This window comes from Streptomyces sp. NPDC028907 (assembly GCF_055564995.1).
In genome coordinates this window covers 314,241-335,953 of sequence record NZ_JBVHVE010000002.1, presented here as the reverse complement: position 1 = coordinate 335,953, position 21,713 = coordinate 314,241, and the positions used below count along the sequence as shown (strand labels likewise).

The window sequence follows — 21,713 nt, the reverse complement described above, 5'->3', positions numbered from 1 at the left end:
GGGACGTCTCAGCGCCACTCCTCCGGGCAAGGCGTCCCCCGCGAGAAGTTGTACGGCGCCGCCAGCCGGTACTCGCCCGCCCGCGGAGCGATCAGCATCGTCCACTTGTCGCCGTGCGCGTCCTCCTCCGTCTCCATCAGGCAGCCGTTGAGGTTGGCGTAGGACTTCGGCCCGTCCGGACGGTTCTTGGACGCCTCCGTCTCCTGCGGCGGGTCCAGCTTCTTGCCGTCGGCGTCGACGAGGCCCAGCCAGGGCGAGTACGGGATACGGATGAGGACGTGCCCCGGCTTGTTCACTCGCATCGTCATCTCGCCCTGCTCGGCCCGCTCGACGACGGCGTTCGGCTCGGCGAGCGGCGCCGGGCGGGTCACCTCGAACAGCTGCCAGTTGGCGTCACCCCACACCTGCCTGAGGTACGGCATGCCGCGCTGCACCAGCTCCCGCTCACGTTCCGCAGCCGAGGGGTCCGGCTCGTCCTTCGGCAGCACCACGAAGTGCACGGCCCAGCGCTTGAGCCACTCGTAGTAGTTCGCGGAGTTGAGGGTGCCGTCGTAGAAGAGCTGGTTGCGCTTCATGTCGGCCTGGCGGTTCCAGCCGCGGGCCAGATTGACGTACGGCGCGAGGGCGGCGGCCTCACGGTGGGAGCGGGCCGGGACCACCTCGACGCGGCCCTTCTCGGCACCGACCTCCTGGAGCTCGTTGACCAGCGGCGCCAGGTCGCGGGCCCAGGACGCCTCCGGGGCGGCGTGGATGATGTCGTCGACCGTCTTGTAGCCGATCCACCCGGCGAAGGTGAGCAGCGCCAGCACGCCCGTGTACCACTTGCGCGAGCGCGGCACCGTGAAGGGCAGCGCGGCCACCAGGGCCGTACCGCCGAAGAGCATCGCGAGCCGGGTGATGTTGGAGCCGATCTGTGAGCTGATCACCCAGACCAGGACGACCGAGAGGCCGTACACCGCGGACACCAGCCGGATCGTCTTCCAGTCCTCGGGCACCAGCAGGAAGGTCACGACGGCGATCAGCAGCGGCAGCAGCACCGAGCCGATCACCATCGGCTGGGTGCCGGAGAAGGGGAACAGCCAGGCCGACAAGGCCACGACCGCGGTCGGCGCCAGCCCCAGCGCCCAGGCCCCCGGCCGCCGCTTCTGCAGGAACAGCGCCACCGCCACGAAGCCCACGAACAGCCCCGCCACCGGCGACGCCATGGTGGCCAGCGCGGCCAGCGGCGCGGCGCACAGGGCCTTCGCCCAGCGCTTGTAGCGCCAGCGGTGCGGCCAGCAGAACACGACGGCGACCGCGCCCAGCGCGAACATCGTGCCCAGCCCGAAGGTCACCCGCCCCGATATGGCGTTGCACACGAGCCCGAAGACCCCGGCGAGGGAAGCCCACAGCGGGTTCTTCACCGAGCGGCTGCGGATCAGGACCAGCGTCAGCAGACCGGCGGAGATCGTGCCAGCGATCATCATCGTCGTACGGACGCCGAGGACCGACATCAGATACGGCGACACCACGCTGTACGACACCGGGTGCATCCCGCCGTACCAGGCCAGGTTGTACGCCGAGTCCGGATGCCGGCCGACGAACTCGGCCCAGGCGTCCTGCGCGGCGAGGTCGCCGCCGCTGCTCGCGAACGTGAAGAACCAGACGACGTGGAGAAGCCCGGCCAGTGCCGTGATCGACAGCACCGGGTGACGCAGAAGACGCTCACGCAGGGCGTGGACGGCGGTGCTCAGACGCGACGGCGGCTCGTCCTCCGTGCGGTTCGGGCCGCTTCCCCGGCGTGGCGCGGGTACGCGTATTCGCGGGCCGGCTCCCCGTCCCGGATCGGCGTCGTCGGCGCGTGTCGGCTCCGCAGTGGCCACGTCTGAGGCACTCCCCGTGCTGTCCCGTCTGCTGTTCTGGCCGCGTCCCGTTTTCCCGCGTGTGGTCGGCCCAGTACCTGAAGGTTCTCCGGTCGCGCCGAGTGAGCGACGACCTGCCCGTTTCGTGACGCTAGCACGCAGCCCGCCGACGAGGCCTGTCGGCGGGCTGCGGTGCCGTGCTGCTTCGCCCTTCCCAGGGTCAGCCGAGGCGGGTCAGCTTGTCCGTGAAGCCCGGTTCGGTCAGGTCCGACTGGAGGGCCACCGGGATCTTGACCGCACCGCTGCTGCCGTCACCCACGGTGAGCGTGCCCACCTCGGTGCCGGCCTTCGCGGTGTGCGGCACCTCGCCGGCGGCGAAGGTCAGCCTCACCTTCAGACCGGACCAGCCGACCGCCTTGACGTCCTTCGTCGCGACGACCGGGGTGCGGCCGCCGAGGCCGTCGTCGACGTACCCGACGACGTCGCCCTTCTTGAGGATCGTCGCCGACTCCAGCGCGTCCTGTGCGGCGCGGATGAGCTTGTCACCGGAGTCGAGAGCGGCGGCGAGGATGCCGCCGCCCGCGTCCGGCTGGCGCACCACCGCGCCGACGACGGTCCGGGTCTCGCCGCCGATCTCCTTCTTCGCGGCGAACACCAGGTTGCCGAGGGCGGAGGTGGTGGTGCCGGTCTTGATGCCGACGACGTTGTTGCGGCCGACCAGCTGGTTCCAGTTGCCGTGGTTGTGGCCCTTGTAGTCGTCGTACGACATCATCGCGGCGACCTCGCGGAAGGCGGGCTCCTTCATCGCCGCCTTGGCCAGCTTCACCTGGTCCACGGCCGTGCTCACGGTGGTGTTGTTCAGGCCCGAGGGGTCGGTGTACGTGGTGTTCGTCATGCCGAGGTCCTCGGCGGTGGCGTTCATCTTCGCCACGAACGCCTTCTCGGAACCGGCGTCCCAACGGGCGAGGAGACGGGCGACGTTGTTCGCGGATGCGATCAGGATGCTCTCCAGGGCCTCGCGCTGGGAGATCTTGTCGCCCTTGGTCACGTTGACCGTCGACTCCTGGCCCGCGTCGGACTGGTCCTCGGCGGCCTGGTCGATCTCGATCTTCGGGCCCTCGGCGCCGCTGTCGAGCTTGTGCTCGCGCAGGATGACGTACGCGGTCATGACCTTGGCCACGCTGGCGATCGGCACGGGCTTCTGGTCGCCCGAGGAGCCGAAGGTGCCGATGCCGTCGACGTCGAGGGCGGCCTGGCCGTCGGCGGGCCACGGGATGTCGACCTTGGCGCCGTCGAAGGTGTAGGTGTCCTCGGCGGTGAGGTCGAGGGTGGGGGTCGGGAGGGGGCGCATGCTCTGTACGACCGCGAAGACGATCGCCAGCAGCAGCACCAGCGGGGTCCAGATCTTGACCCGCCGGATGGCCGTGCGGACGGGGGTGTCCGGGGGCGGCGGCGTGTTCGTCAGCTCGGCCAGCAGGTCCAGCGGGGGCCTGGGCGGCAGGGGTTGCTGGGTGGTGCGCTCGGGGCCGACCTGGGGGACCGCGGCGGTGACGTCGGGGGCGGGGCCGGGGGCCGGGACCGGGGGCTTGGGGGTGTCCTGCTTGATGTCGGGCTTGAGTGCGACGAACTTGCTGGTGCGCTCGGAGGGGGTCTCGGCGTCGGGCTTGGGGGCCTTCAGCATGGTGGTGGGCTGGTCGGCGGGGGGCTCCGCGGGGGGCTCCGCGGGGCGTACGGCCTTGAAGACGGCGGTCGGCTGATCGACGACCTTGGCCTTGGCGGGGGATGCCGGGGCCGGCTCGTCGTCGTCAGCGTCCTCGGCTTCGCCTTCGGCCTTGGTGTTCCCACCCGCACCGCCCGTGCGGGTCTCGTCGTCGGGTGCGGGTGGCCCCTGCGGGGCGTCGTCGCCGTCGGCGGCCTCGGGTGCGTCCTCGTCGGAGGCCTCGGCTTCGCCTTCGGCCGTCGTGTTCCCACCCGCACCGCCCGTGCGGGTCTCGTCGTCGGGTGCGGGTGGCCCCTGCGGGGCGTCCTCGCCGTCGGCGGCCTCGGGTGCGTCGTCCGCGTCGGACGCCGCCGCGGGCTCGTCCGAGCTGTCGTCCTCCTCGACGCCCTCGTCGTCGCTCGCGTCGGCGGCCGCGGGTGCGTCCTCGTCCGCGTCCGGCGTCGCCTTCGCGTCCTCGGTGTCCTCGGAGGCCACCCAAGCCGCCACAGCCGCCCTCAGCCGATCGTCGCCCTTGCCCTCGGCGTCGTCAGCCTCGCCCTTCGCGCTGTCGTCCTCGGCATCCTCGACCGCGTCCACCGTGCCCTCGGCATCAGCGTCCTGCGCCTCGGCATCAGCCTCGGTGTCCTCGGTCACTGCGGCGTCCGCCTCGGCGTCCTCGGTCTCCGCGGCGTCCGCCTCGGTGTCCTCGGCGTCGTCGTCCGCCCCGGCCTTCTTCGTCTTCGCCCTCACCGCGTCCAGCTCCTGCCGGGACAGGACCCTCGTCGCGGTGTCCACGCCGCCCCGCTCGGCGGCAGCGGTCTCGCGGGCCACCGCCAGGCGGGGGTCCGGGCGGGCGGGGGTGGGCTCGTCTGATTCGGGAACCGGGACCGCGCTCCCCGACGTCGGTTCTGCCGACGACTCGCGCTGCTTCGACCTGTCGGGGGACTCGCCCGCCACCGATGCCTCCTCCATGTGCCGCCGCACGCCTCGCGTGCGTCTGCCGAACCGTGAGCCGTCGCCCGGGCACCGTGCCCGTACGACCCCCCGTGCCGCTGTCCGAACCATGTACCAGTGTCCAGGGCGCGGACCTCAACTCATGCGGTAGACGAGAACGACATACCTACCGGTTCCCTTACGAAGCGGTCACGCACCCTCGACAGATGAATGTGAGAGGGGTCACCCTGTCTTTCATCCACGCGGGGAGGCATGGATGGGCAGGAGCCGCAGAACGATTCCGGAGGAGCTTCTGCTGCTGGCGTTGGACCCGACCACGGGTACCACCGCACAGCCGCAGTCGCTCGACCTTGGTCTGGCCGGAGCGCAGCTAGTGGAGCTGGCGCTGGCCGGACGGATAGCCCCAGACGGGGATCGTATCGCCGTGGTGGCACCACGGCCGACTGGAGATCCGACACTGGACTGCGCGTTGGAGTTGCTGCGAAGGCGTGGCGCTCCCGTACGTGCCGTCCACTGGATCGGCGGGCCCCGGCTGGGGCTGCGCCAGACCTACCTCTCGCATCTGGAACGGTGCGGCATGGTGCATGCCGTGGCGGGTCAGATGTGCGGGGTGTTGCCGACGACTCGTTACCAGGCGACGGACAACGCCATCAGCCGGGAGATCAGGGCCCGGCTGGATTCAGCGATCCGTACCGGCGTACCGCCGGACCCACGGACCGCTGCGCTCGCCGCACTGGCTCACGCGGTCGGCCTCGGCAAGCACCTGTATCCGGGGAACGAGGGCAGGTCCTCGCGTTCCCGGCTGCGGGATCTGATCAGGCACGACCCCATGGGCGGTCTCGTGGCGCACGCCGTGATGGACGTCCAGAACGGCGTGGCGGCCCAGCCGCGTCGTAGCCCGGCCCCGGCGACCGGCCGTCAGGCCGCCCCCGGCGGCAGGGCGACGGAACCCGCCCGTGGTGTTCCGGCGCAGCCGCGCCGCGGATCCATGGCGCGTGTCGTGGCCCACTGAGCCGCAGGCAGTCCACGACACGACCCGCACCACCGGGCCTTCGCACCACCGGGCCCCGCGCAACAGGGCCATCGCTCCACCAGCACCGCACGCACCAACGCGCAATGCACCGCACGCGCGCATCACATGCTCCATACGCACGCCACGCGCAGCGCCGCGCCGCCGTCCCCACGACCGGTTCGGGAGCCGCTGTCCGCGCGGGGTGACGGGACCGCACGTCCGGACGACGACCCGGTCCCGTCGCCCCGCGCGGCCGTATGCGCCGGGATGTGCCGGGGTTTTGCGGGGGTGTCCCCGAACTGGCGTGTATCCAGCGCATATCCACCGTTTGCCAGCGGTAGTAAGCACCTTGGTGGCAGTCTGCTCAACAGCAGATACGCAAAGTCGCAATCACAGGCAGGCAGCCGGAGGTGCACGTCCCGTGGCGTCCAATGTCAATCCCACCGTCAGGCGACGCCGGCTGGGCCAGGAGCTGCGCCGGCTCCGCGAGCTCAAGGGCATGACGGCCGAAGAGGTGGCCGAGCGGCTGCTGGTGTCGCAGTCGAAGATCAGCAGGCTGGAGAACGGGCGGCGCAGCATCAGCCAGCGCGACGTCCGCGATCTGTGCGGGGTCTACGAAGTGGAGGACCATCGCATCGTCGACTCGCTGATGCAGATGGCCAAGGATTCGCGGCAGCAAGGGTGGTGGCATTCGTTCGGCGACATCCCCTACAGCGTCTACATCGGGCTGGAGACGGACGCGGCCAGTCTGCGGGTGTACGACCCGCAGGTCGTGCCGGGGCTGTTGCAGACCAAGCAGTACGCGGAGGCCCTGATCGCCGGGGCGTTGCCGGAGACGGCGTCGGCCGAGATCGAGAAGCGGGTCCAGGTGCGGATGCGCCGACAGGAACGAATCTCCACCGAGGAGAACCCGCTCCGGCTGTGGACCGTCCTGGACGAGGCCGCCCTGCGCCGGGTCGTCGGCAACAAGTCCCTCATGCGCGACCAGTTGGAGCAGCTCGTCGAGCAGTCCCAGCTGCCGCACGTCACCGTGCAGGTCATCCCGTTCGACATGGGCGCGCACCCGGGCCTCAACGGGCAGTACGCGATCCTGGAGTTCCCGGACGCGGCCGACTCCAGCGTCGTCTACATCGAGGGCGTCACCAGCGACCTGTACCTGGAGAAGGCGAACGACGTGCAGAAGTACAGCGTGATGTACGAGCACCTGAGGGCGCAGGCCCTGAACGTCGAGCAGTCCCGGCAGTTCATCGCGGACATCGCCAAGGAGTACGCGCGCTGAGAAGCGCCGTACGGTACACCGTCCCCTGGGCAGGACGGAAGACTCCACTGGAATATGCCACCCACCCGAGTGAATAGTCGCTTCGTCAGCCGATGTTGGCGAGTAGCGTCGATCACGCCACCGAGAAACAAGGTTGGCGCGAATCGCGCTGCGCGTTCCGGTCCGGACGCGCGGTGCGGTGACAGCAACTCAACATCTGGCAATTCGGAGCAAACATGGCAATTCGTCAGGGCGCCACGGACACGTGGACCAAGTCCTCGTACTCCACAGGGAACGGCGCGTGCGTCGAGATCAAGTCGCCGGTCACGGCGGCCATGGCGGTGCGGGACTCCAAGGTTCCCGAGGGCCCGATCCTGGCGTTCCCCGCGACCGCGTGGAACACCTTCGTGGCGTCGGTCAAGGCGTGAGGGGCGGTTCCGGCTGATCCTCGCCCAAGACCGACCGCACGAACCACAACTGCACAAGCACCACAGGAAGAGCCCTCTCGACCAGCCCGCCGTCCTTGCCGAGAGGGCTCGGCTGTGCCCCGGCCCCTACGGCCCGGCCGCCCGCCGGGTCATCGCACCGGGAATGCCACGTCGCACACCGGGTCCTGTGGCCCCGCCGCATCCCAGTCCGCGAAGTACACCTCCCGGCACGGGCCCGCCTGCCACAGCCCCTGCTGCGGGATCCACTCCTCCACCGCTTCGAACGCGGCCAGGATCTGCGGATGGGCCACCTGCGCCTTGGAGATCCGGGTGTAGGCGAGCCGCTGAGCCGGCTCGACGCGTACCTTCGTCTCCCGTGTCCGGCCCTGCCGCTCGACCCACGCCCGGGCCGCCGCTTCGTCGGCCACCGGCACGCACGACTCGGCCGGTCCGTCGCTCTCCATCGACACGTCGGAGTGGTACACGACGAACGGCGCCGCCGTGATCCCGCCGCACTCCTGCGCCGCCGACTCCAACCGGCCCAGCGACGCGCCGATCCACGCGGGCAGCTCGCCCGCCAGCACGTGCCGCGTCTCGGTGATCAGCACCTGCTCGAGCACCTCCACCGTCTCGACCACGAACTTCCCGTACATCTCGGAGCTCCTCCCCGACAGCCGTCCACGGAGGTACTCGGCGAGCGTCCGCTGCCCCGCGAGCCGCGCCTCGACATCCGCCCAGTACACGTCGAGCCGGGCAGTGGCCGCGGCCCCGTCCGGCGCCTCGACCACCTCCGCGACCCGCGCGAGCGGCATGTCCAGCTGGCGCAGCAGCGCCACCAGGCGGGCACGCTCGATCTGGCCGACGCGGTAGTAGCGGTAGCCGCTGACCTCGTCGACCCGCGCGGGGGGCAGCAGCCCCAGACGGTCGTACAGGCGCAGCGCCTTGGCCGACAGCCTGGCCCGTGCCGCGAACGCGCCGATGGTGAGCAGTTCGTCGTCCACGGCCCTCATCCTCCGTCACCGGGCGGCCGTTCCGCCCGGTGCGAAGGACACTCGGCCCTGCCCCAGGGGCAAGGTCAACCCCCGGCTACGCCAGCTGGCCCTCGACGGCGGCCACCAGCTCCGCGGCCTCCGGCTCGGTCTGCGGCGAGAAGCGGGCGACGACGGTGCCGTCCCGGCCGATCAGGAACTTCTCGAAGTTCCAGCGGATGTCACCGCTGTGCCCCTCGGCGTCGGCGAACCCGACCAGACGCTCGTACAGCGGGTGCCGGCCCTCCCCGTTCACCTCGACCTTCTCGGTCATCGGGAAGGTCACGCCGTACGTCGCCGAGCAGAACTCGGCGATCTCCTCGGCGCTGCCGGGCTCCTGGCCGAGGAACTGGTTGCAGGGCACCCCGAGCACGGTGAAGCCGCGCTCCGCGTACCGCTCCTGGAGCTTCTCCAGGCCGTTGTACTGCGGGGTGAGGCCGCACTTGGAGGCGACGTTCACGATGAGGACCGGCCGGCCGGCGTACTGGGCGAGGTCGGCGGCGCCGCCGGTGAGGGCGTTGATCTCGACGTCGAGGGGGGAGTTGCTGTCATGGGTCGTCATGAAACGGATGCTAACTCCGCTACGTGTCGCGCCGGCGCCGGGCGTCGACGAGAGCGTCCCCCGCCGCGGTCCGCGAGTACAGCACCGACCGCCCCGCCCGCCGCCGCTCCACCAGCCCCGCGTCCAGCAGCACCCGCAGATGCCGGCCCACCGAGCCGAGTGCCTGGCCGGTCACGGCGACGAGCTGGCTGGTGCTCAGCGGGGAGCCGAGGAGGACGAGGACCGTGGCCCGGGCCGGTCCCAGCAGGGCCCCCAGGCTCGCGGGGGCGGTCCGGGCGCCCGGATCGGTGAGGGCGCCCGTGCAGGCGTAGACGAGCGCGTAGCGATCGGGCTCCTCCCAGGAGACCCAGCCGGCCCTCGGGGTGACCGGCATGAAGACCAGCTCGGCGCCGGAGATCTCGCGGGGCGGGTACTCGTGCAGGTTCACCTGGAGCCGGTTCCCGCCGAGCCAGCGGGTCTGCCCCGGCCGCAGGGAGTCCAGCACCGCCGCCCAGCCGCCCTGGCTCACCCGCGCGGTCCGGGCGGCCACGTCCGCCTCCAGGATCCGCCGGCGCCGGTCCCAGTACGGCCGTACGGTCCGGGTCCAGACGTACTCCAGGAGCGCGGCGGCTCGGTCGGGGAGGTCGTCGCGGTCGAGTACGGCGGGGAGCGGACCGGCGCGGGAGACGGTGAGGTGGGCGCGTGCGGCGGCCGGGTCGGCCGAGCGCACCCGGGCGAGGACCTCCTCGAAGCTCTCCCCGTCCTTGGGGGTGGGGGTGATGAAGTCGGCGATCCAGGACCGGCCGAGGGCGGCGCGTACGAGCTGTGCGGTCGTGGGGTCGGCGGCCAGGCGGGCGCGGTAGGCGGGCAGATGGGCGCGGAGCCAGGCCCGCTCGCCGGGGTGCGCGGGCGTGCCGGCGTGCAGCAGCTTCAGGCTCGCGAAGGTCTCGGTGAACGGGGAGAGGACGAAGCGGCTGCGGACGAGCGTGTCCGCGTTGAGCTGCCACCACCCCATGCGCACCCCCGGTGTTTCGCGTCCGCGCGAAACAATACGACCCGTCGCGTCCGGCGCCGCAGACTCCGCGCATGCGCAGCTACCGCGAGCTCTTCCGCACCCCCGAGTTCACCCCGTTCTTCCTCGCCTCCGCCGCCCAGGGCGCGGCCCTGACGATCGGCGGGCTGGCGCTCGCCACGCTGGTCTACCGGGCCACCGACTCGCCTCTGTTGTCCGCGGTCAGCATGTTCGGGCCCCAGCTCGCGCAGATGCTCGGGGCGACCTTTCTCCTGTCGGGCGCCGACCGGCTGCCCCCGCGGGCGACGCTGAGCAGCATCAGCCTCGCCTTCGCCGCCTGTACGACGGTGCTTGCGCTGCCCGGTCTGCCCGTCGGGGCGATCTTCGGCGTCGTCTTCCTCCAGGGCCTGATCGCCTCGCTGGGCGGGGGAGTGACCGGCGGCCTGCTCAACGAGATCCTGCCCAAGGACGGCTTCGTACTGGGCCGTTCGGTGTTCAACATGGTCTTCGGGCTGGTGCAGGTCGTCGGGTTCGCGACGGGCGGCGCCCTGCTGACGCTGCTGTCCCCCCGGACCTGTCTGCTGCTGTCGGCGGCGCTGTACGCCACCGCGTCCCTCGTCTTCCGCCTGGGCCTGACCGACCGTCCGCCCCGCGACTCGGGCCGCCCGTCCGTCGCGGCGACCTGGCGCACCAACGCCCTCCTGTGGTCCTCGCGCCCCCGCCGCCTCACCTACCTCGGCCTGTGGATCCCGAACGGTCTGATCGTCGGCTGTGAATCCCTCTACGTCTCCTACGACTCCGGGGCCGCCGGCGCCCTGTTCGCCTCCGCGGCGCTGGGCATGTTCGTCGGCGATCTGACCGTCGGCCGCTTCGTACCGCCCGCCCTGCGCCCCCGCCTGCCCGTCCCGCTGCTGCTTCTGCTCGCCGCGCCGTACCTGCTCTTCGCGCTGCGGCCGGGCATGCCCTGGGCCGCCCTGGCCGTGTGCGTCGCCTCCGTGGGCTTCGGCGCGAGCCTCGCGCAACAGGAGCGCCTCATGGCCCTCACCCCCGACGAACTCGCGGGCCACGCCCTCGGGTTGCGTGCCGCCGGGATGCTCACCATGCAGGGGCTCGGCGCCGCCCTCGCCGGCTCGATCGCCCAACTGACCTCGCCCGCGACGGCGATGACGGCCATGGCGGTCGCCTCGCTGGCGGTGACCGTGACCCTTGGGGTGGCGGGCCGTGGGGACGCGCGGGGCGCGGAGAGGGGAGTTTCTCCCACCGACTTCCGAGCCCCGGTGTCGCCAGAATGAGGGCACGGGCGCTTCGGCCCCCGTACCGGAAGCACGAAAGGGGGCGCTCCTGGGGCGGGGGGCCGGCTGCACGCCCCCCGCCCCGCCCGCGCCGCTAGCAGTTGGCCACGGTCTTGGCGCTCTCGGCCTTGTCGTTGAAGATCCACCAGTTCTTCAGGTTGTTGATGGAGCTGTGCTTCACGACGCACATCGACCTACCGGAGTAGTCGTCGTTGTCGTAGAGCCGAATGTTGTAGTTGGTGTTGTTGATCAGCGACGTGATCTCGTTGTCCCCGTTCCAACCGTCGATCTGGTACTTCTGGTTGGTGCCGGTGGGCTTCCAGTTGACGTACTTGCTGCCGGTGTAGCTGGCGTCCTCGTACATGCACATACGGCCGGTGTCGCAGCGCACGACCCGAGTCGAGGCCGCGGTGCTCTCCTGCGCATGCGCCGGGACGGTGCCGAGGGCGAAGATCGCAGCCGTGGCGGCGAAACCGACGGCCGCCCCGCGACCGACGTGTCCCACGAGGGTCTTCCTCTTCGAACCAGTCATGTGTTGTTCCCCCTTGTCATGAGGCACCCGAGGGTGCCGATGGTCCTGACCGAAACCCTTCGGAAGTGGTCGTGTTTGCGCATTGCGCAACCGAAGAGGATCGGTGGGGGAGTCTAGGAGGGCGACCAGTTTTCGATCAAAGGATTTTCCGATCAAGCGGCCCGCCGACACTGTTCCGGCGCGCCAGCTCACGGGGACCCCGTGGCCGCACCTTCTGTAACCGTTCCAGTTCGCACTGTTGACACCCCCCTCGTCAGCCTTTACTGTCGCGGCCAATATTTCGAACATGTGGCTATATTTCGAACGTTGAAAGGCGAGTGCCCTGTGCGTTGCCGGAATCAGCACGCACATGGTCGGAACGCGGCACCGTTTCGAACCATGTGCCGGGCCGCCCCGACCTTGACGACCTCGGCTGCTCCGTGCGGATCCACGAGAGCGCCGAGCCGATCCGCCACGGCGCACGCCTCTGTCTGAAGTCCGGCCTGTCCAGGGGCGCCCGGGGGGCTACCCGCACGGCCCCCGTCTGCGGGACCTGACCCTCGACACCGCCCGGAAGCGGGTGCGGCGCGTCCCGCTCGGTTCGCGCTGCCCGCCGACTGCCCGGCCCGCTCCACCGCTTCTCCTCGGCGTCCCTGCGCCGTCATCCCCACAACGACGAGAAGGACAAGGAACGAATCACCATGCTCAATCGAAGAACCGTCCTCGGCGGAGCCGCCTCCCTCGGCTTCGCCTTGTCCGCCTGCGGCAACGGCAGTGACGGCGGCTCAAAGAACAGGTCCGAGGGCGGTACTGTCGGCGTCGCCATGCCGACCCGGGCCTCCGAGCGCTGGCTCACCGACGGCAAGAGCGTGGTCGCCGACCTCAAGGCCCGGGGGTACAAGAGCAAGCTGGTCTACGGCGACGACGACCCGAAGGCCCAGGTCTCACAGATCGCGGAACTGATCCGGCAGGGCGTCGACGCCCTGATCGTCGCGGCCATCGACAACAAGTCGCTGAACGGCGTGCTTCAACAAGCAGCCGACGCGGACATTCCGGTGATCTCCTACGACCGGCTCATCCTCGGCACGAAGAACGTCGACTACTACGTTTCCTTCGACAACGAGATGGTCGGCTTGATCCAGGCCCACTACATCATCGACAAGCTCGGCCTGGAGGACGGCAAAGGCCCGTTCAACATCGAGTTGTTCGCCGGTTCCCCCGACGACAACAACACCAAGTACTTCTTCGACGGTTCGATGACGCACCTGCAGTCGTTTCTGGACAGCAGGCAGTTGGTCGTCCGGTCCGGCGAGACCGAACTCAACCAGATCACCACTCCTCGCTGGGACGGGCCCACCGCGCAGAGGCGCATGAGCGGCCTCCTCACCAAGTGGTACCGCGGTGAGCGGGTCGACGCGGTGCTGTCACCGTACGACGGCATCTCCAGGGGCGTGTTGTCCGCGCTGAAGTCCGCCGGCTACGGCTCCGGCATCCAGCCCCTCCCGGTCATCACCGGTCAGGACGCCGAACTGGCGTCGGTGAGGTCGATCATCGCGGGCGAGCAGTCGCAGACCGTCTACAAGGACGTCCGTCGGCTCGCCGAGGCCGCCGCAGCCATGGTCGACGACCTGCTCAAGGACAGGGTGCCGTCGGTGGACGACGCCGTGGGTTACAACAACGGCGTCAAGGCCGTGCCCGCCGTCCTGCTGCAGCCCGCGGGCGTCGACAAGACCAACTACGACACCCTTGTCGAGGACGGCTACTTCACCGCCGACGAGCTCAAGTAGCGGCACGCCAGAAGCTCACCCTTGAGGAGGAGGAACCGGGAAGAGCAGGCAGCTGCTGGTGGCGTGGGCGAGCAGACGGTCCTTCGTGTCCACCAACTGCGCTTGGGCGAGGGCGGTTCGGCTGCCTTTGTTGACAACCGTGCCGACGGCGCGCACCGTGCCCGTCTCCGCGGTGATCCGCCGCAGGAACTTCACCGTCAGGTCGAGTGAGGTGTACGCCATGCCTTGCGGGAGGGTGGTCTGGACGGCGCATCCCGCGGCAGAGTCGAGCAGGGTGGCGAAGATGCCGCCGTGCACGCTGCCGATCGGGTTGTAGTGCTCCTCGCCCGGCGTCAGGGAGAAGACCACCCTGCCGGGCTCCACCTCGTCCAGGCGGAGGTCGATGGCGTAGCCGATGGGCGCCCCCGGCAGTCGCCCCGCCTGCAACTCGCGCAGGAAGTCGATGCCGGCCATGCGTCCGGCCGCTTCCGCCGAGACCGCGGGATCTTCCCATTGGTACGTACGTGTTCGTCCCACGACCGAGCGCCCTTCCCATCTGACTTTTGCAGGTGAAGCTAGCTTCCCGCTCAGCTGACTGTCAATGACGAAGCCAGGCCTTACGATGGCCGAATGGAGTGGCTTGAGGCGAGCACGGAGAACTGCCCCGTCCAGCGCACGCTCGACGTGGTCGGAGAGAAATGGACGTTGCTGATCCTGCGGGACGCCGTCAACGGAGTCCGCCGCTTCGACGACTTCCACCGCCACATCGGCCTGTCGGAGGCCGTCCTCAGCGACCGCCTGAGGAAACTGATCGCGGCCGGCATCCTGAAGGCGGTCCCCTACCGGGAGCCGGGCAGCCGCTCCCGCAACGAGTACCGCCTGACCCGCAAGGGCTGGGACCTGTGGCCCGTCCTGATGGCGCTGAGTCAGTGGGGCGAGGCGTACGCCCTCGACGACTCCGAGAGTCCTGTGCTGGACGTTCGCCACACCGACTGCGACGCTCCGGTCCGCGTCGTCGTCGAGTGCTCCGAGGGGCACTCCTCGCTCACCCCCAGGCACGTCACCGCCCGGCTGGGACCCGGTGCCCGGCCTCGGTCGTGAGCAGTCCTTGCTCAGGTGCCCAGGTGTCGGCGCAGCCACTGGCCCATCTGCTGGATGGCCCGGTCGACCTCGGGCACGCGTCCCGCGCCCAGGACGAACGAGTGCTGTCCTTCGGGCAGCGGGTGGACCTCGGAGGTGACCTTGAAGTCCGCGAGGCGGCGGGCGAGGTGGGCGCCGTCGTCGGCGAGGGTCTCGTGTTCGCCGTAGTGGACGCTGGTGGGCGGCAGACCGGTCAGGTCGGCGTTCACGAGGCTGATCCCGGGGGCGGCGAAGTCCACTCCGGGCTCCTGCAGCCAGGATGCCCGGAACAGTTCGAGGGTGCTCCTGCTGAGCATCTTGTCGTTGTCCTCGTTCTCGTCCACCGACGCGTTCTGGAGGGTGAGGTCGGTCCACGGCGAGACGCTGACGATCGCGCCCGGGGCCGCCTCGCCCTTCGCGAGCAGGCGCAGCGGCAGCATCACGGCGAGGGTGCCGCCGATCGAGTGGCCCGTGCTGCCGATGTTCCGCGGCTCGTAGCCCTGGGAGAGCAGCCATCGGTAGGCGGTCTCGGCGTCGTCGAGCTGTGCCGGGTGGGGGTGTTCGGGTGCCAGGCGGAAGTCCACGACGAGGGAGCGGGCGCCGGCGGCCTTGGCTATGTGGCCGGCGGCCTTGCGGTCCGAGTGCATCGAGGCGGTGACCGACCCGCCGAAGTGGAAGTGGAGCAGCGCGCGGTCGGGGTGGGCGTCCTCGGGAATGCACCACAGGGCGGGGACGCCGCCCGCGTCGACTTCGGCGTAGGTGACGCCTTCCGGTTCGGCCGACGCCCGGTGGTTCGTCTCGACGATGTCGCGGATGACGGCGAGGTCGAGGCCCGGTGTCGAGGCCTTCGCGCTCACGCTTCCGATGAACTGTGCGAACTGCTGTGCCTCTGGGCTTGCTCCCATGGCCGTGCTCCTTCGCGGTTCGGTGCCACGCCCACTGTTCGCGGGGGGCCGGTTCATGTGCTGGTCATGACGCCATGAGCTGAGTGCGTAAAGTGAACCCAGAGGGGATGGCGGGCACGAGTGTGCGGGCGGCCGGTCAGTCGTTGTCGGGCGCCATGGAGACCACGACCTTGCCGGCCCTGGTCCGGCTCTGCTCGACGTACGCCATCGCCTCCAGCGTCTGGTCGAACGGGAAGACCCTGTCGATGACCGGGCGGAGCTTCCCGCTGTCGTACAGGGCGCCGAGTTTGCGCAGCTGGGAGCCGTTGGCCTGCATGAAGAAGAACTCGTAGCGCGCTCCAAGCGCCTTGGCCTGCTTGCGGACCTTGCGGCTGAGGGCGTTCATGAGGGCACCCAGGGGGAAAGGGGCTCCCAGCTGCTTGGCGAACTCGGCGTCCGGCGGGCCGGCGACGCCGATGGCCAGGCCGCCGGGCTTCAGCACGGTCAGCGACTTCTCCAGGTTCGCCCCGCCCAGGGAGTCCAGTACCAGGTCGTAGCCGGACAGCGTCTTCGAGAAGTCTTCCTTGGTGTAGTCGACGACGACGTCGGCGCCGAGGCTCCTGACCAGCTTCTCGGAGTCGGTGCCTGCCGTCGTCGCCACCGTGGCGCCGAGGTGCTTGGCGAGCTGGATGACCGTCGATCCAAGGCCCCCGGCACCGGCGTGCACGAGCACCTTCTGGCCCGGCCCGAGGCGGGCGCGGTCGACGAGGATCTGCCAGGCGGCCAGGGCCACGAGAGGCACCGCGGCTGCCTCCTGGGCGGTGAGCGAGGCCGGCTTGGGCGCGACGTCGTCCTCGTCGATGGCGATGAACTCCGCGAAACCCCCGATCCGAAGGTCGCGCGGACGGGCGTAGACCTCGTCGCCGACCTTGAAGCCGCGTACGGCGGAGCCGACCCGCACCACGACGCCGGCCACGTCGTGGCCCAGCGCGAACGGGCGCCGGTACTTCAGGAGGAGCTTGAACTCCCCGTCGCGGACCATCTTGTCGAGCGGGTTGATGCCGGCGGCGCTCACTCGCACCAGGACATCGCGGTCCCGGACGGTGGGCTCGGGCACCCGTGCGGCGCGTGCGCCGTCCTTGCCGTACTTCTCGACGACGAATGCCTTCATGCCGGCCGCCTTACTGGGTGATCTTCCCGGTGGTGGATGCGCGTCGCGCGCCGGCCATGACACTACTGGCTGTGTATATATAAGTAAACTCAGGTGAGGCTAGAATCACCCCATGAATGCGTGGACCGAAGCTGTTCAGGACGCCGGCATGGACCCCCGTCTCGACCGGGACGTGTCGAACTGCTCCATCGCACGGACCCTTGAGATCGTGGGGGAGAAGTGGACGATCCTGATCCTGCGCGAGGTCTGGTACGGCTCGTCCCGCTTCAGCGACTTCGAACGCGTCCTCGGCTGCCCTCGCAACCTCCTCGCGGCGCGGCTTCGCATGCTCGTGGACGAAGGGATCCTGGCCACCGAGACCTACAAGGAGCCCGGCTCGCGGAGCCGGCCCAAGTACGTGATCACTCCCAAGGGCATGGATCTGGTCCCGGCCGTGCTGGGGCTCCTGCAGTGGGGGGACCGATACCGTGCCGACCCCGAGGGGCCCGCCGTGCTGGCGAGGCACCGCGCATGTGGCGCGCACGTCGACGTCCAGATCCGCTGCGAACAAGGCCATGCCGTGCAGGCGCAAGACATCGAGAGCGTTCCCGGCCCTGCCTTTCGCATGAAGCCCGCCGGGTGAGCCGCAGTCAGTTGACGCTGCGCCAGATGTGATGCTCCGCCTCCTCGTCGTAGTCGTCCCCGCCCTCGTCGTCGCGGGTCGCCGGCTGGGGTGTCAGGAAGTGGTCGTGGTACCTGTCCCTGTTGTTCTGCTGCATGAGCTCACGCATGGAAGTGGTCCTTCCTCGTCGTCAGGGCTGTCTCACGAACGGAGTTCACGAACTGAGGTTCTGAGGGCGGTTCACCCGCGGAGGAACCCACCGCGGCGACGTATCCGTCAGGGAGCCGGAGGGCTCTGAACTCCGCCACCGCGTAAGGGGTGCGCGCGGCGAGCGGGAAGCGGGCGCCCCAGCACTCGAACTCGATGCGGCGCAGGCCCGCACGCAGGCCCTGCCCGGTCAGTTTGGCCGCCGCCTCCTTCAGCACCCACAGAGCGGCCCGGCGTTCCGCGTCCCGCGGCACGGCCCGCAGCGCCGCCCGCTCGCCGGGACCGAGGAAGGCGTCGTCGGGCAGCCGGGTCACGCGTGCCACCTGCTCCGTGTCGACACCGACCCGCGCCCCGAGTCCCACGGCCGCCAGTGCGTACCGGCCGCTGTGGGCGATGCTCAGTGACAACTGCGGCCTGCCCACCACATACGGCCGGCCGCCGGGACGCTGCCCGGTGCACAGGCTCGTCCAAGGCGTGCCGATCATCGACGCGGCTGCCCGGCGGGCCAGCCACCGCCCGATCAGCGAACGCGTCCGGTCCGCGGCCACCCGCTTGCGCAGGATCCGTTCGCGGTCGGCCGCGGGCAGCGTCTCGAACACCCTGCGCGCGAGTTCCTCGGTGCCCGGTGAACGCAGATCGTGTGCGAGGAGGAGCACGCGCGGCGGGGCGGCGGCGACCGGCGTCATACGCTCTCCAGGCCCAGCCGTCCGAGGTGCGCGGTCACCGCCGCGGCGCTCCCCGCCTCCGCCGGCTCCTTCCTCGGACCGGCGGCCGCGGCGTGCACCACTCCGGGCGCGAAGATGCTCAGGGCCACCAGCAGCGGGTGGTCGGCGTCCTCGGTCATCTGGTCGGTGGTGTCCACCAGGGCCCTCATCGGGCACCCTCGGACCGCTCGGCCCGGCGCCACACGAGGACACGCCGCCGCGGCCGCGCGTCCACCTCCCGGGTGGCGCGAACGGTGAGGACGTCTCCGTCGAGTTCGACGTCCCGCGACTGCTCGATGCCGATCCAGTCGGGGCGTGAGGAGATCCGGATGTGGTGGACGACCTTCCCGTCCCGCACCCGCCACTCGCCCGCGTAGCCCATGTAGCCGGGGCCCGGTGCCCCAGCCGGTGCGGTGGGCATCATGCTCACCGAGACGTGGCCGTCGGGCGTGTAGATCAGCATGCCCGACGGGGACGGCCCCAGCGGGCCCTCTCCCACGGGCCGCCCGGCCGTGTCCACGTCGTGGAAGGCACTCAGATGCCACACACCGACGATGTCCTGTGTCATGTCTGCTCCTGCTTTCCTGGCGTGGGTCTGATCGGGTCGCTCGTACGGTCGGGGGGCGACGGGTCCGCCCGGGCACGTCGGCAGATCACGCGCTGCCGGGGGAGATCAGCGCGAGGTTCCGTTCCGCCTCCCGCGACCGCAGGCACTCCTCCGCGAAGCCGAGGGCCCTGAGGTGGTAGGCGCGGGCCATCCAGCCGAGGCTGATGTTGTGACCGGCGTCGGGCTGATGCTCCGTCACCACACGGGGCGCCGAGCTCAGCTGGGACCGCAGCCGGGCGACGGCCTGCTGGTCGTGCTGCCACCAGACCTCGTGCTCGGCGAAGGTGAACCGGACCGGTACCCGGATCCGCCCGGCGAACCCGGCGAACTCCTCCGGCCAGCGGACGGCGTCCGCGAGCTCGCGCGGCGGAACCGCGGAGACGACGGTGCCGCTGGCCCGGAACGTCCCCGGCGGGTACAGACGCAGCGGTCCCCAGTTGAGCCGCCAGCCGCGTCGTCCGTGCGTGTCGCGGGCGCTGAGGGGCACCGCGTACTCGCCGCCGCAGCCGGAGATGTCGAGGCCGAGCAGCTCCGGCGCCGTGCCGTCCGCGGCCATCCGCAGCGCCGGCTTGCCGCCGAAGGAGTGGGCGAGGAGGAAGACGCCGCCGCCTGTGTCGAACCGTGCCCTCAGACAGCGCAGGGCCGCGCTGAGCGTCGCCGCCTGGTCCGCGATCCCCTGGCCCTGGGGCAGCTGCCGGGCCGACAGGCCGTAGCCCGGGCGGTCCACGGCCACCGCCGCGAACCCGAGGCTCGTGGCGAGGTCGAGGAACGACGTGTCGGGGTGGGACGGTCTGTGGAAGTACGAGGAGCTCATCCCGGCTCCGTGCAGGGCGACGACCATCGCCCTGCACGGAGCCTGTGACGGGAGGGCGAGCAACGCGGACAGGGTGATGCCGTCCGCGTCGAGGGTGATGCCGCGCGCTCCCGTCGGTGCGGCCGGCTGGGCGACCGTCATGGACGGTCGCCCCCGGCGCGCTGCTCGGCGTACGCCTTGGCGAGGCCTAGGGTCGCCATGCTGTTGGTGCTGAGCGCCGTACGGACGTGGTCGATCGCGTCCTGCACAGTCGCCTCCGCGCCCAGGATCTTCGCGATGTTGTCCGTGTCGACCGTGAACGTGTGCTGGGAGGAGGCCGTGACGCCGTCCTCGGCCGGCGTGATCGTCCAGCGGCCCGTGTGCAGTGTGATCAGGGCGGGCAAGGTGACCTGCTTGTAGGCGATCCGGTGGTGCGGCAGGCACACGCGGTACGACTTCGTGGTGTGCGAGGTGCCGTCCTTGGACAACGTGTCCATCTCGAGCGTCTGCAGCCCCGGCGCCGGCTCCTCCAGCCGCACCGCGCGGACGTGCGGCAGGCGATCGGTCCACAGGTCCGCCCGGTCGATGAAGTCGTACACGTCCCGGGCGGTGCCCCTGATCGTGACCGTGTCCTCGAAGGAGCAGGTCAGCGCGTCGGCGATGCCGTCGGATTCGGCTATCGCCTTCAGCGACTCCAGCTCGGAGCGGGAGTTGCGGTCCACGACCTCGTCGAGCCAGGCGAGGCTCCCGTCGTCGACCGCCCGGTAGTCGTGGTCGAGGCGCACCAGCGTGTCGCCGTCGGGGAGCGCCTCGATGTGCCAGGTGCCGCCCATCGCGGCCACCGGGGGTGTGCTGACCTCCTGCCGGAAGCGGATGCGGAGGTTCTCCGGGTCAAGGGTCCGATGGGACGTCCAGTTCTTGACGGTGTCGCCGGCCGTCGCCCAGATGCGGATGCGCTCCTCGCGATCGCCGCGCTCCACATGGTCGACATAAACGTTCGGGGGGAAGAGCCGGGGCCAGTCCTCGGCATGCGCGAGCATGCGGTGGACGGTTTCGGCCGGGGCCGAGATCTTGATCTCGTGGCGGGACTCGTGCAGCTCCGACGGCATGGTGGAATCCTTCGCGCTCGGGGGGTGGTCAGAAGTTGCCGAGGCCGCCGCAGACGTTCAGCGCCTGGGCGGTGATGGACGCCGCCGTGTCGGTCATCAGGTATCCGACCAGGCCCGCCACCTCCTCGGCGGTGGAGTAGCGGCCCAGCGGGATCTTGGCCTGGAACTTCTCCAGGATCGCCGTCTCCGAGGCACCGGACAGGCGGGAGTAGTTCTGCCGTACGTGCTCGGCCATCGGGGTCTCGACATAGCCCGGGCAGACAGCGTTGACCGTGATGCCGGTGGGAGCCAGTTCGTTGCCCAGTGCCTTGGTGAAACCCACGACGCCGTGCTTGGAGGCGGAGTACGGGGCGCCCAGGACGACGCCCTGCTTGCCGGCGGTGGAGGCGATGTTGATGACGCGCCCCCAGTCCTTGTGCCGCAGTCCGCCCGTGGTCAGCACCTCGCGGGTGAGGCGGAACACGCTGTTGAGGTTGGTGTCGACGATGTCGTCCCACAGCTCGTCGGAGATGTCGGCCGTGACTCCGCCGCCGGGGATCCCCGCGTTGTTGACGAGCACGTCGACCGTGCCGAACCGCTCGACGGCCGCCTGGACGAAGCCACGGATCGCGTCCACCGAGCGCACGTCCAGGACGACGCCGTCCACGTCGAGGTGTTCCTCCTGGAGCTGCTTGACGGTCGTGACGACCTTGTCCTCGGTACGGGACCCGATGAACACCCGGTGCCCCTGCCCGGCCAGCAGCCGGGTGACGGCCAGACCGATGCCGCTGGTGGCACCGGTGACCAGGACGACCCGGCTCTTCTGCTCTGTCATTTCGCCTCTTTCCTTGCGGTTTTCCGTGCCGGCGTGGTCAGGCGGCCTGAGCGGGCAGGTGGGTGGAGATGGCGTCGAGGAGGGCGCGGGGCGTGCTCGCGTCGCCCACGACGGTCTCGTCCAGCTCGATGCCGTACTCGCGCTCGACGCGGCTGGCGGTCTCCAGCAGGGCGAGCGAGTCGTAGCCGATGTCGGCGAAGTCGGTGTCGAGGATGTCCCCTTCGAGGCCGGTGCCGTCGGGGGCGCCGGAGCCTTCGAGGAGGATCCGCTTGAGGTCGTCGAGCGTGAAGGTGCTGGACATGGGGAGCCTTCCTTCTTGGTGCAGTTCGTTCCTGGTACGGCTGATATGGGGTGAGGGAGGG

24 protein-coding genes are annotated in these 21,713 nt (G+C 70.3%); 7 read left to right on the top strand and 17 right to left on the bottom strand.

Annotated elements, in window-relative coordinates; all coding sequences use genetic code 11:
* Positions 1 to 8: 8 nt before the first annotated feature.
* Together ACZ4UU_RS06000 and ACZ4UU_RS05995 are read right to left on the bottom strand one after the other, a co-directional pair.
* Positions 9 to 1,862: an MFS transporter gene (locus tag ACZ4UU_RS06000; RefSeq protein WP_468036847.1), complete on the bottom strand. Its 1,854-nt coding sequence runs from the start codon at positions 1,860 to 1,862 to the stop codon at positions 9 to 11.
* 199 nt (positions 1,863 to 2,061) lie between these two features.
* On the bottom strand, positions 2,062 to 4,497 hold the full coding sequence (locus ACZ4UU_RS05995) for a serine hydrolase (RefSeq protein ID WP_468036845.1): 2,436 nt from the start codon (positions 4,495 to 4,497) through the stop codon (positions 2,062 to 2,064).
* A 253-nt stretch (positions 4,498 to 4,750) separates the two neighbouring features.
* On the opposite strand from ACZ4UU_RS05995, the gene ACZ4UU_RS05990 reads away from it, so the two are divergent.
* The 3 genes from ACZ4UU_RS05990 to ACZ4UU_RS05980 all read left to right on the top strand — a co-directional run bounded on the left by ACZ4UU_RS05990 (position 4,751) and on the right by ACZ4UU_RS05980 (position 7,192).
* Positions 4,751 to 5,506 carry a GOLPH3/VPS74 family protein gene (locus tag ACZ4UU_RS05990; RefSeq protein WP_468036843.1) on the top strand — a complete coding sequence of 252 codons (756 nt, stop codon included), beginning with the start codon at positions 4,751 to 4,753 and terminating at the stop codon, positions 5,504 to 5,506.
* A gap of 421 nt (positions 5,507 to 5,927) precedes the next feature.
* Positions 5,928 to 6,785, top strand: a complete 858-nt coding sequence (locus tag ACZ4UU_RS05985; protein ID WP_468036841.1) for a helix-turn-helix domain-containing protein — start codon at positions 5,928 to 5,930, stop codon at positions 6,783 to 6,785.
* 215 nt (positions 6,786 to 7,000) lie between these two features.
* Entirely contained in the window at positions 7,001 to 7,192 is a 192-nt protein-coding gene (locus ACZ4UU_RS05980; RefSeq protein WP_234768280.1) for a DUF397 domain-containing protein, read from the top strand.
* Positions 7,193 to 7,341: 149 nt separating this feature from the next.
* Here ACZ4UU_RS05980 and ACZ4UU_RS05975 read toward each other — a convergent pair whose 3' ends face one another.
* The 3 genes from ACZ4UU_RS05975 to ACZ4UU_RS05965 form a co-directional block, all read right to left on the bottom strand.
* On the bottom strand, positions 7,342 to 8,202 hold the full coding sequence (locus ACZ4UU_RS05975; RefSeq protein ID WP_468036839.1) for a MerR family transcriptional regulator: 861 nt from the start codon (positions 8,200 to 8,202) through the stop codon (positions 7,342 to 7,344).
* A gap of 76 nt (positions 8,203 to 8,278) precedes the next feature.
* On the bottom strand, positions 8,279 to 8,782 hold the full coding sequence (locus tag ACZ4UU_RS05970) for a glutathione peroxidase (protein WP_468036837.1): 504 nt from the start codon (positions 8,780 to 8,782) through the stop codon (positions 8,279 to 8,281).
* A 19-nt stretch (positions 8,783 to 8,801) separates the two neighbouring features.
* The gene (locus ACZ4UU_RS05965; RefSeq protein WP_468036835.1) at positions 8,802 to 9,776 is read right to left on the bottom strand and encodes an ArsR/SmtB family transcription factor; all 975 of its coding nucleotides are present in this window, start codon (positions 9,774 to 9,776) and stop codon (positions 8,802 to 8,804) included.
* Positions 9,777 to 9,847: 71 nt separating this feature from the next.
* Here ACZ4UU_RS05965 and ACZ4UU_RS05960 point away from each other — a divergent pair, with 71 nt between their 5' ends.
* On the top strand, positions 9,848 to 11,065 hold the full coding sequence (locus ACZ4UU_RS05960; protein WP_468036833.1) for an MFS transporter: 1,218 nt from the start codon (positions 9,848 to 9,850) through the stop codon (positions 11,063 to 11,065).
* Positions 11,066 to 11,159: 94 nt separating this feature from the next.
* Here ACZ4UU_RS05960 and ACZ4UU_RS05955 read toward each other — a convergent pair whose 3' ends face one another.
* Positions 11,160 to 11,597 carry a peptidase inhibitor family I36 protein gene (locus ACZ4UU_RS05955; RefSeq protein ID WP_468036831.1) on the bottom strand — a complete coding sequence of 146 codons (438 nt, stop codon included), beginning with the start codon at positions 11,595 to 11,597 and terminating at the stop codon, positions 11,160 to 11,162.
* 680 nt (positions 11,598 to 12,277) lie between these two features.
* Here ACZ4UU_RS05955 and chvE point away from each other — a divergent pair.
* Positions 12,278 to 13,363, top strand: a complete 1,086-nt coding sequence (gene chvE, locus ACZ4UU_RS05950) for a multiple monosaccharide ABC transporter substrate-binding protein (RefSeq protein WP_468036829.1) — start codon at positions 12,278 to 12,280, stop codon at positions 13,361 to 13,363.
* 15 nt (positions 13,364 to 13,378) lie between these two features.
* Here chvE and ACZ4UU_RS05945 read toward each other — a convergent pair whose 3' ends face one another.
* On the bottom strand, positions 13,379 to 13,879 hold the full coding sequence (locus ACZ4UU_RS05945; protein WP_468036827.1) for a PaaI family thioesterase: 501 nt from the start codon (positions 13,877 to 13,879) through the stop codon (positions 13,379 to 13,381).
* A 93-nt stretch (positions 13,880 to 13,972) separates the two neighbouring features.
* Between ACZ4UU_RS05945 and ACZ4UU_RS05940 the strand changes: the two genes are divergently transcribed.
* Entirely contained in the window at positions 13,973 to 14,443 is a 471-nt protein-coding gene (locus ACZ4UU_RS05940; RefSeq protein ID WP_468036825.1) for a winged helix-turn-helix transcriptional regulator, read from the top strand.
* Between the two features lie 11 nt (positions 14,444 to 14,454).
* Here ACZ4UU_RS05940 and ACZ4UU_RS05935 read toward each other — a convergent pair whose 3' ends face one another.
* Both ACZ4UU_RS05935 and ACZ4UU_RS05930 read right to left on the bottom strand, forming a co-directional pair.
* The gene (locus ACZ4UU_RS05935; RefSeq protein WP_468036823.1) at positions 14,455 to 15,366 is read right to left on the bottom strand and encodes an alpha/beta hydrolase; all 912 of its coding nucleotides are present in this window, start codon (positions 15,364 to 15,366) and stop codon (positions 14,455 to 14,457) included.
* A gap of 136 nt (positions 15,367 to 15,502) precedes the next feature.
* Positions 15,503 to 16,516 (bottom strand): NADP-dependent oxidoreductase, encoded by a 1,014-nt coding sequence (locus ACZ4UU_RS05930; protein ID WP_468036821.1) that lies wholly within the window; start codon positions 16,514 to 16,516, stop codon positions 15,503 to 15,505.
* Between the two features lie 148 nt (positions 16,517 to 16,664).
* Here ACZ4UU_RS05930 and ACZ4UU_RS05925 point away from each other — a divergent pair, with 148 nt between their 5' ends.
* On the top strand, positions 16,665 to 17,138 hold the full coding sequence (locus ACZ4UU_RS05925; RefSeq protein WP_468037869.1) for a winged helix-turn-helix transcriptional regulator: 474 nt from the start codon (positions 16,665 to 16,667) through the stop codon (positions 17,136 to 17,138).
* Between the two features lie 7 nt (positions 17,139 to 17,145).
* On the opposite strand, the gene ACZ4UU_RS05920 is transcribed toward ACZ4UU_RS05925, so the two are convergent.
* The 8 genes from ACZ4UU_RS05920 to ACZ4UU_RS05885 form a co-directional block, all read right to left on the bottom strand.
* On the bottom strand, positions 17,146 to 17,286 hold the full coding sequence (locus ACZ4UU_RS05920; RefSeq protein ID WP_468036819.1) for a hypothetical protein: 141 nt from the start codon (positions 17,284 to 17,286) through the stop codon (positions 17,146 to 17,148).
* Positions 17,279 to 18,010, bottom strand: a complete 732-nt coding sequence (locus ACZ4UU_RS05915; protein WP_468036817.1) for a 4'-phosphopantetheinyl transferase family protein — start codon at positions 18,008 to 18,010, stop codon at positions 17,279 to 17,281. Before ACZ4UU_RS05915 ends, ACZ4UU_RS05920 begins: the two co-directional genes overlap by 8 nt.
* A complete protein-coding gene (locus ACZ4UU_RS05910) occupies positions 18,007 to 18,198 on the bottom strand; it encodes a hypothetical protein (RefSeq protein ID WP_468036815.1) in 192 nt (63 codons plus the stop codon). Before ACZ4UU_RS05910 ends, ACZ4UU_RS05915 begins: the two co-directional genes overlap by 4 nt.
* The gene (locus tag ACZ4UU_RS05905; protein WP_468036813.1) at positions 18,195 to 18,596 is read right to left on the bottom strand and encodes a lipocalin-like domain-containing protein; all 402 of its coding nucleotides are present in this window, start codon (positions 18,594 to 18,596) and stop codon (positions 18,195 to 18,197) included. Before ACZ4UU_RS05905 ends, ACZ4UU_RS05910 begins: the two co-directional genes overlap by 4 nt.
* Before the next feature lie 85 nt (positions 18,597 to 18,681).
* The gene (locus ACZ4UU_RS05900) at positions 18,682 to 19,590 is read right to left on the bottom strand and encodes an alpha/beta hydrolase (RefSeq protein WP_468036811.1); all 909 of its coding nucleotides are present in this window, start codon (positions 19,588 to 19,590) and stop codon (positions 18,682 to 18,684) included.
* Positions 19,587 to 20,537 carry an aromatase/cyclase gene (locus tag ACZ4UU_RS05895; RefSeq protein ID WP_468036809.1) on the bottom strand — a complete coding sequence of 317 codons (951 nt, stop codon included), beginning with the start codon at positions 20,535 to 20,537 and terminating at the stop codon, positions 19,587 to 19,589. The genes ACZ4UU_RS05900 and ACZ4UU_RS05895 overlap by 4 nt, the downstream gene beginning before the upstream one ends.
* Positions 20,538 to 20,565: 28 nt before the next feature.
* Complete coding sequence (gene fabG, locus ACZ4UU_RS05890; protein WP_468036807.1) at positions 20,566 to 21,351, bottom strand: 3-oxoacyl-ACP reductase FabG; 786 nt, start codon at positions 21,349 to 21,351, stop codon at positions 20,566 to 20,568.
* A gap of 37 nt (positions 21,352 to 21,388) precedes the next feature.
* Positions 21,389 to 21,652, bottom strand: a complete 264-nt coding sequence (locus ACZ4UU_RS05885; protein WP_468036805.1) for an acyl carrier protein — start codon at positions 21,650 to 21,652, stop codon at positions 21,389 to 21,391.
* Positions 21,653 to 21,713 lie beyond the last annotated feature (61 nt).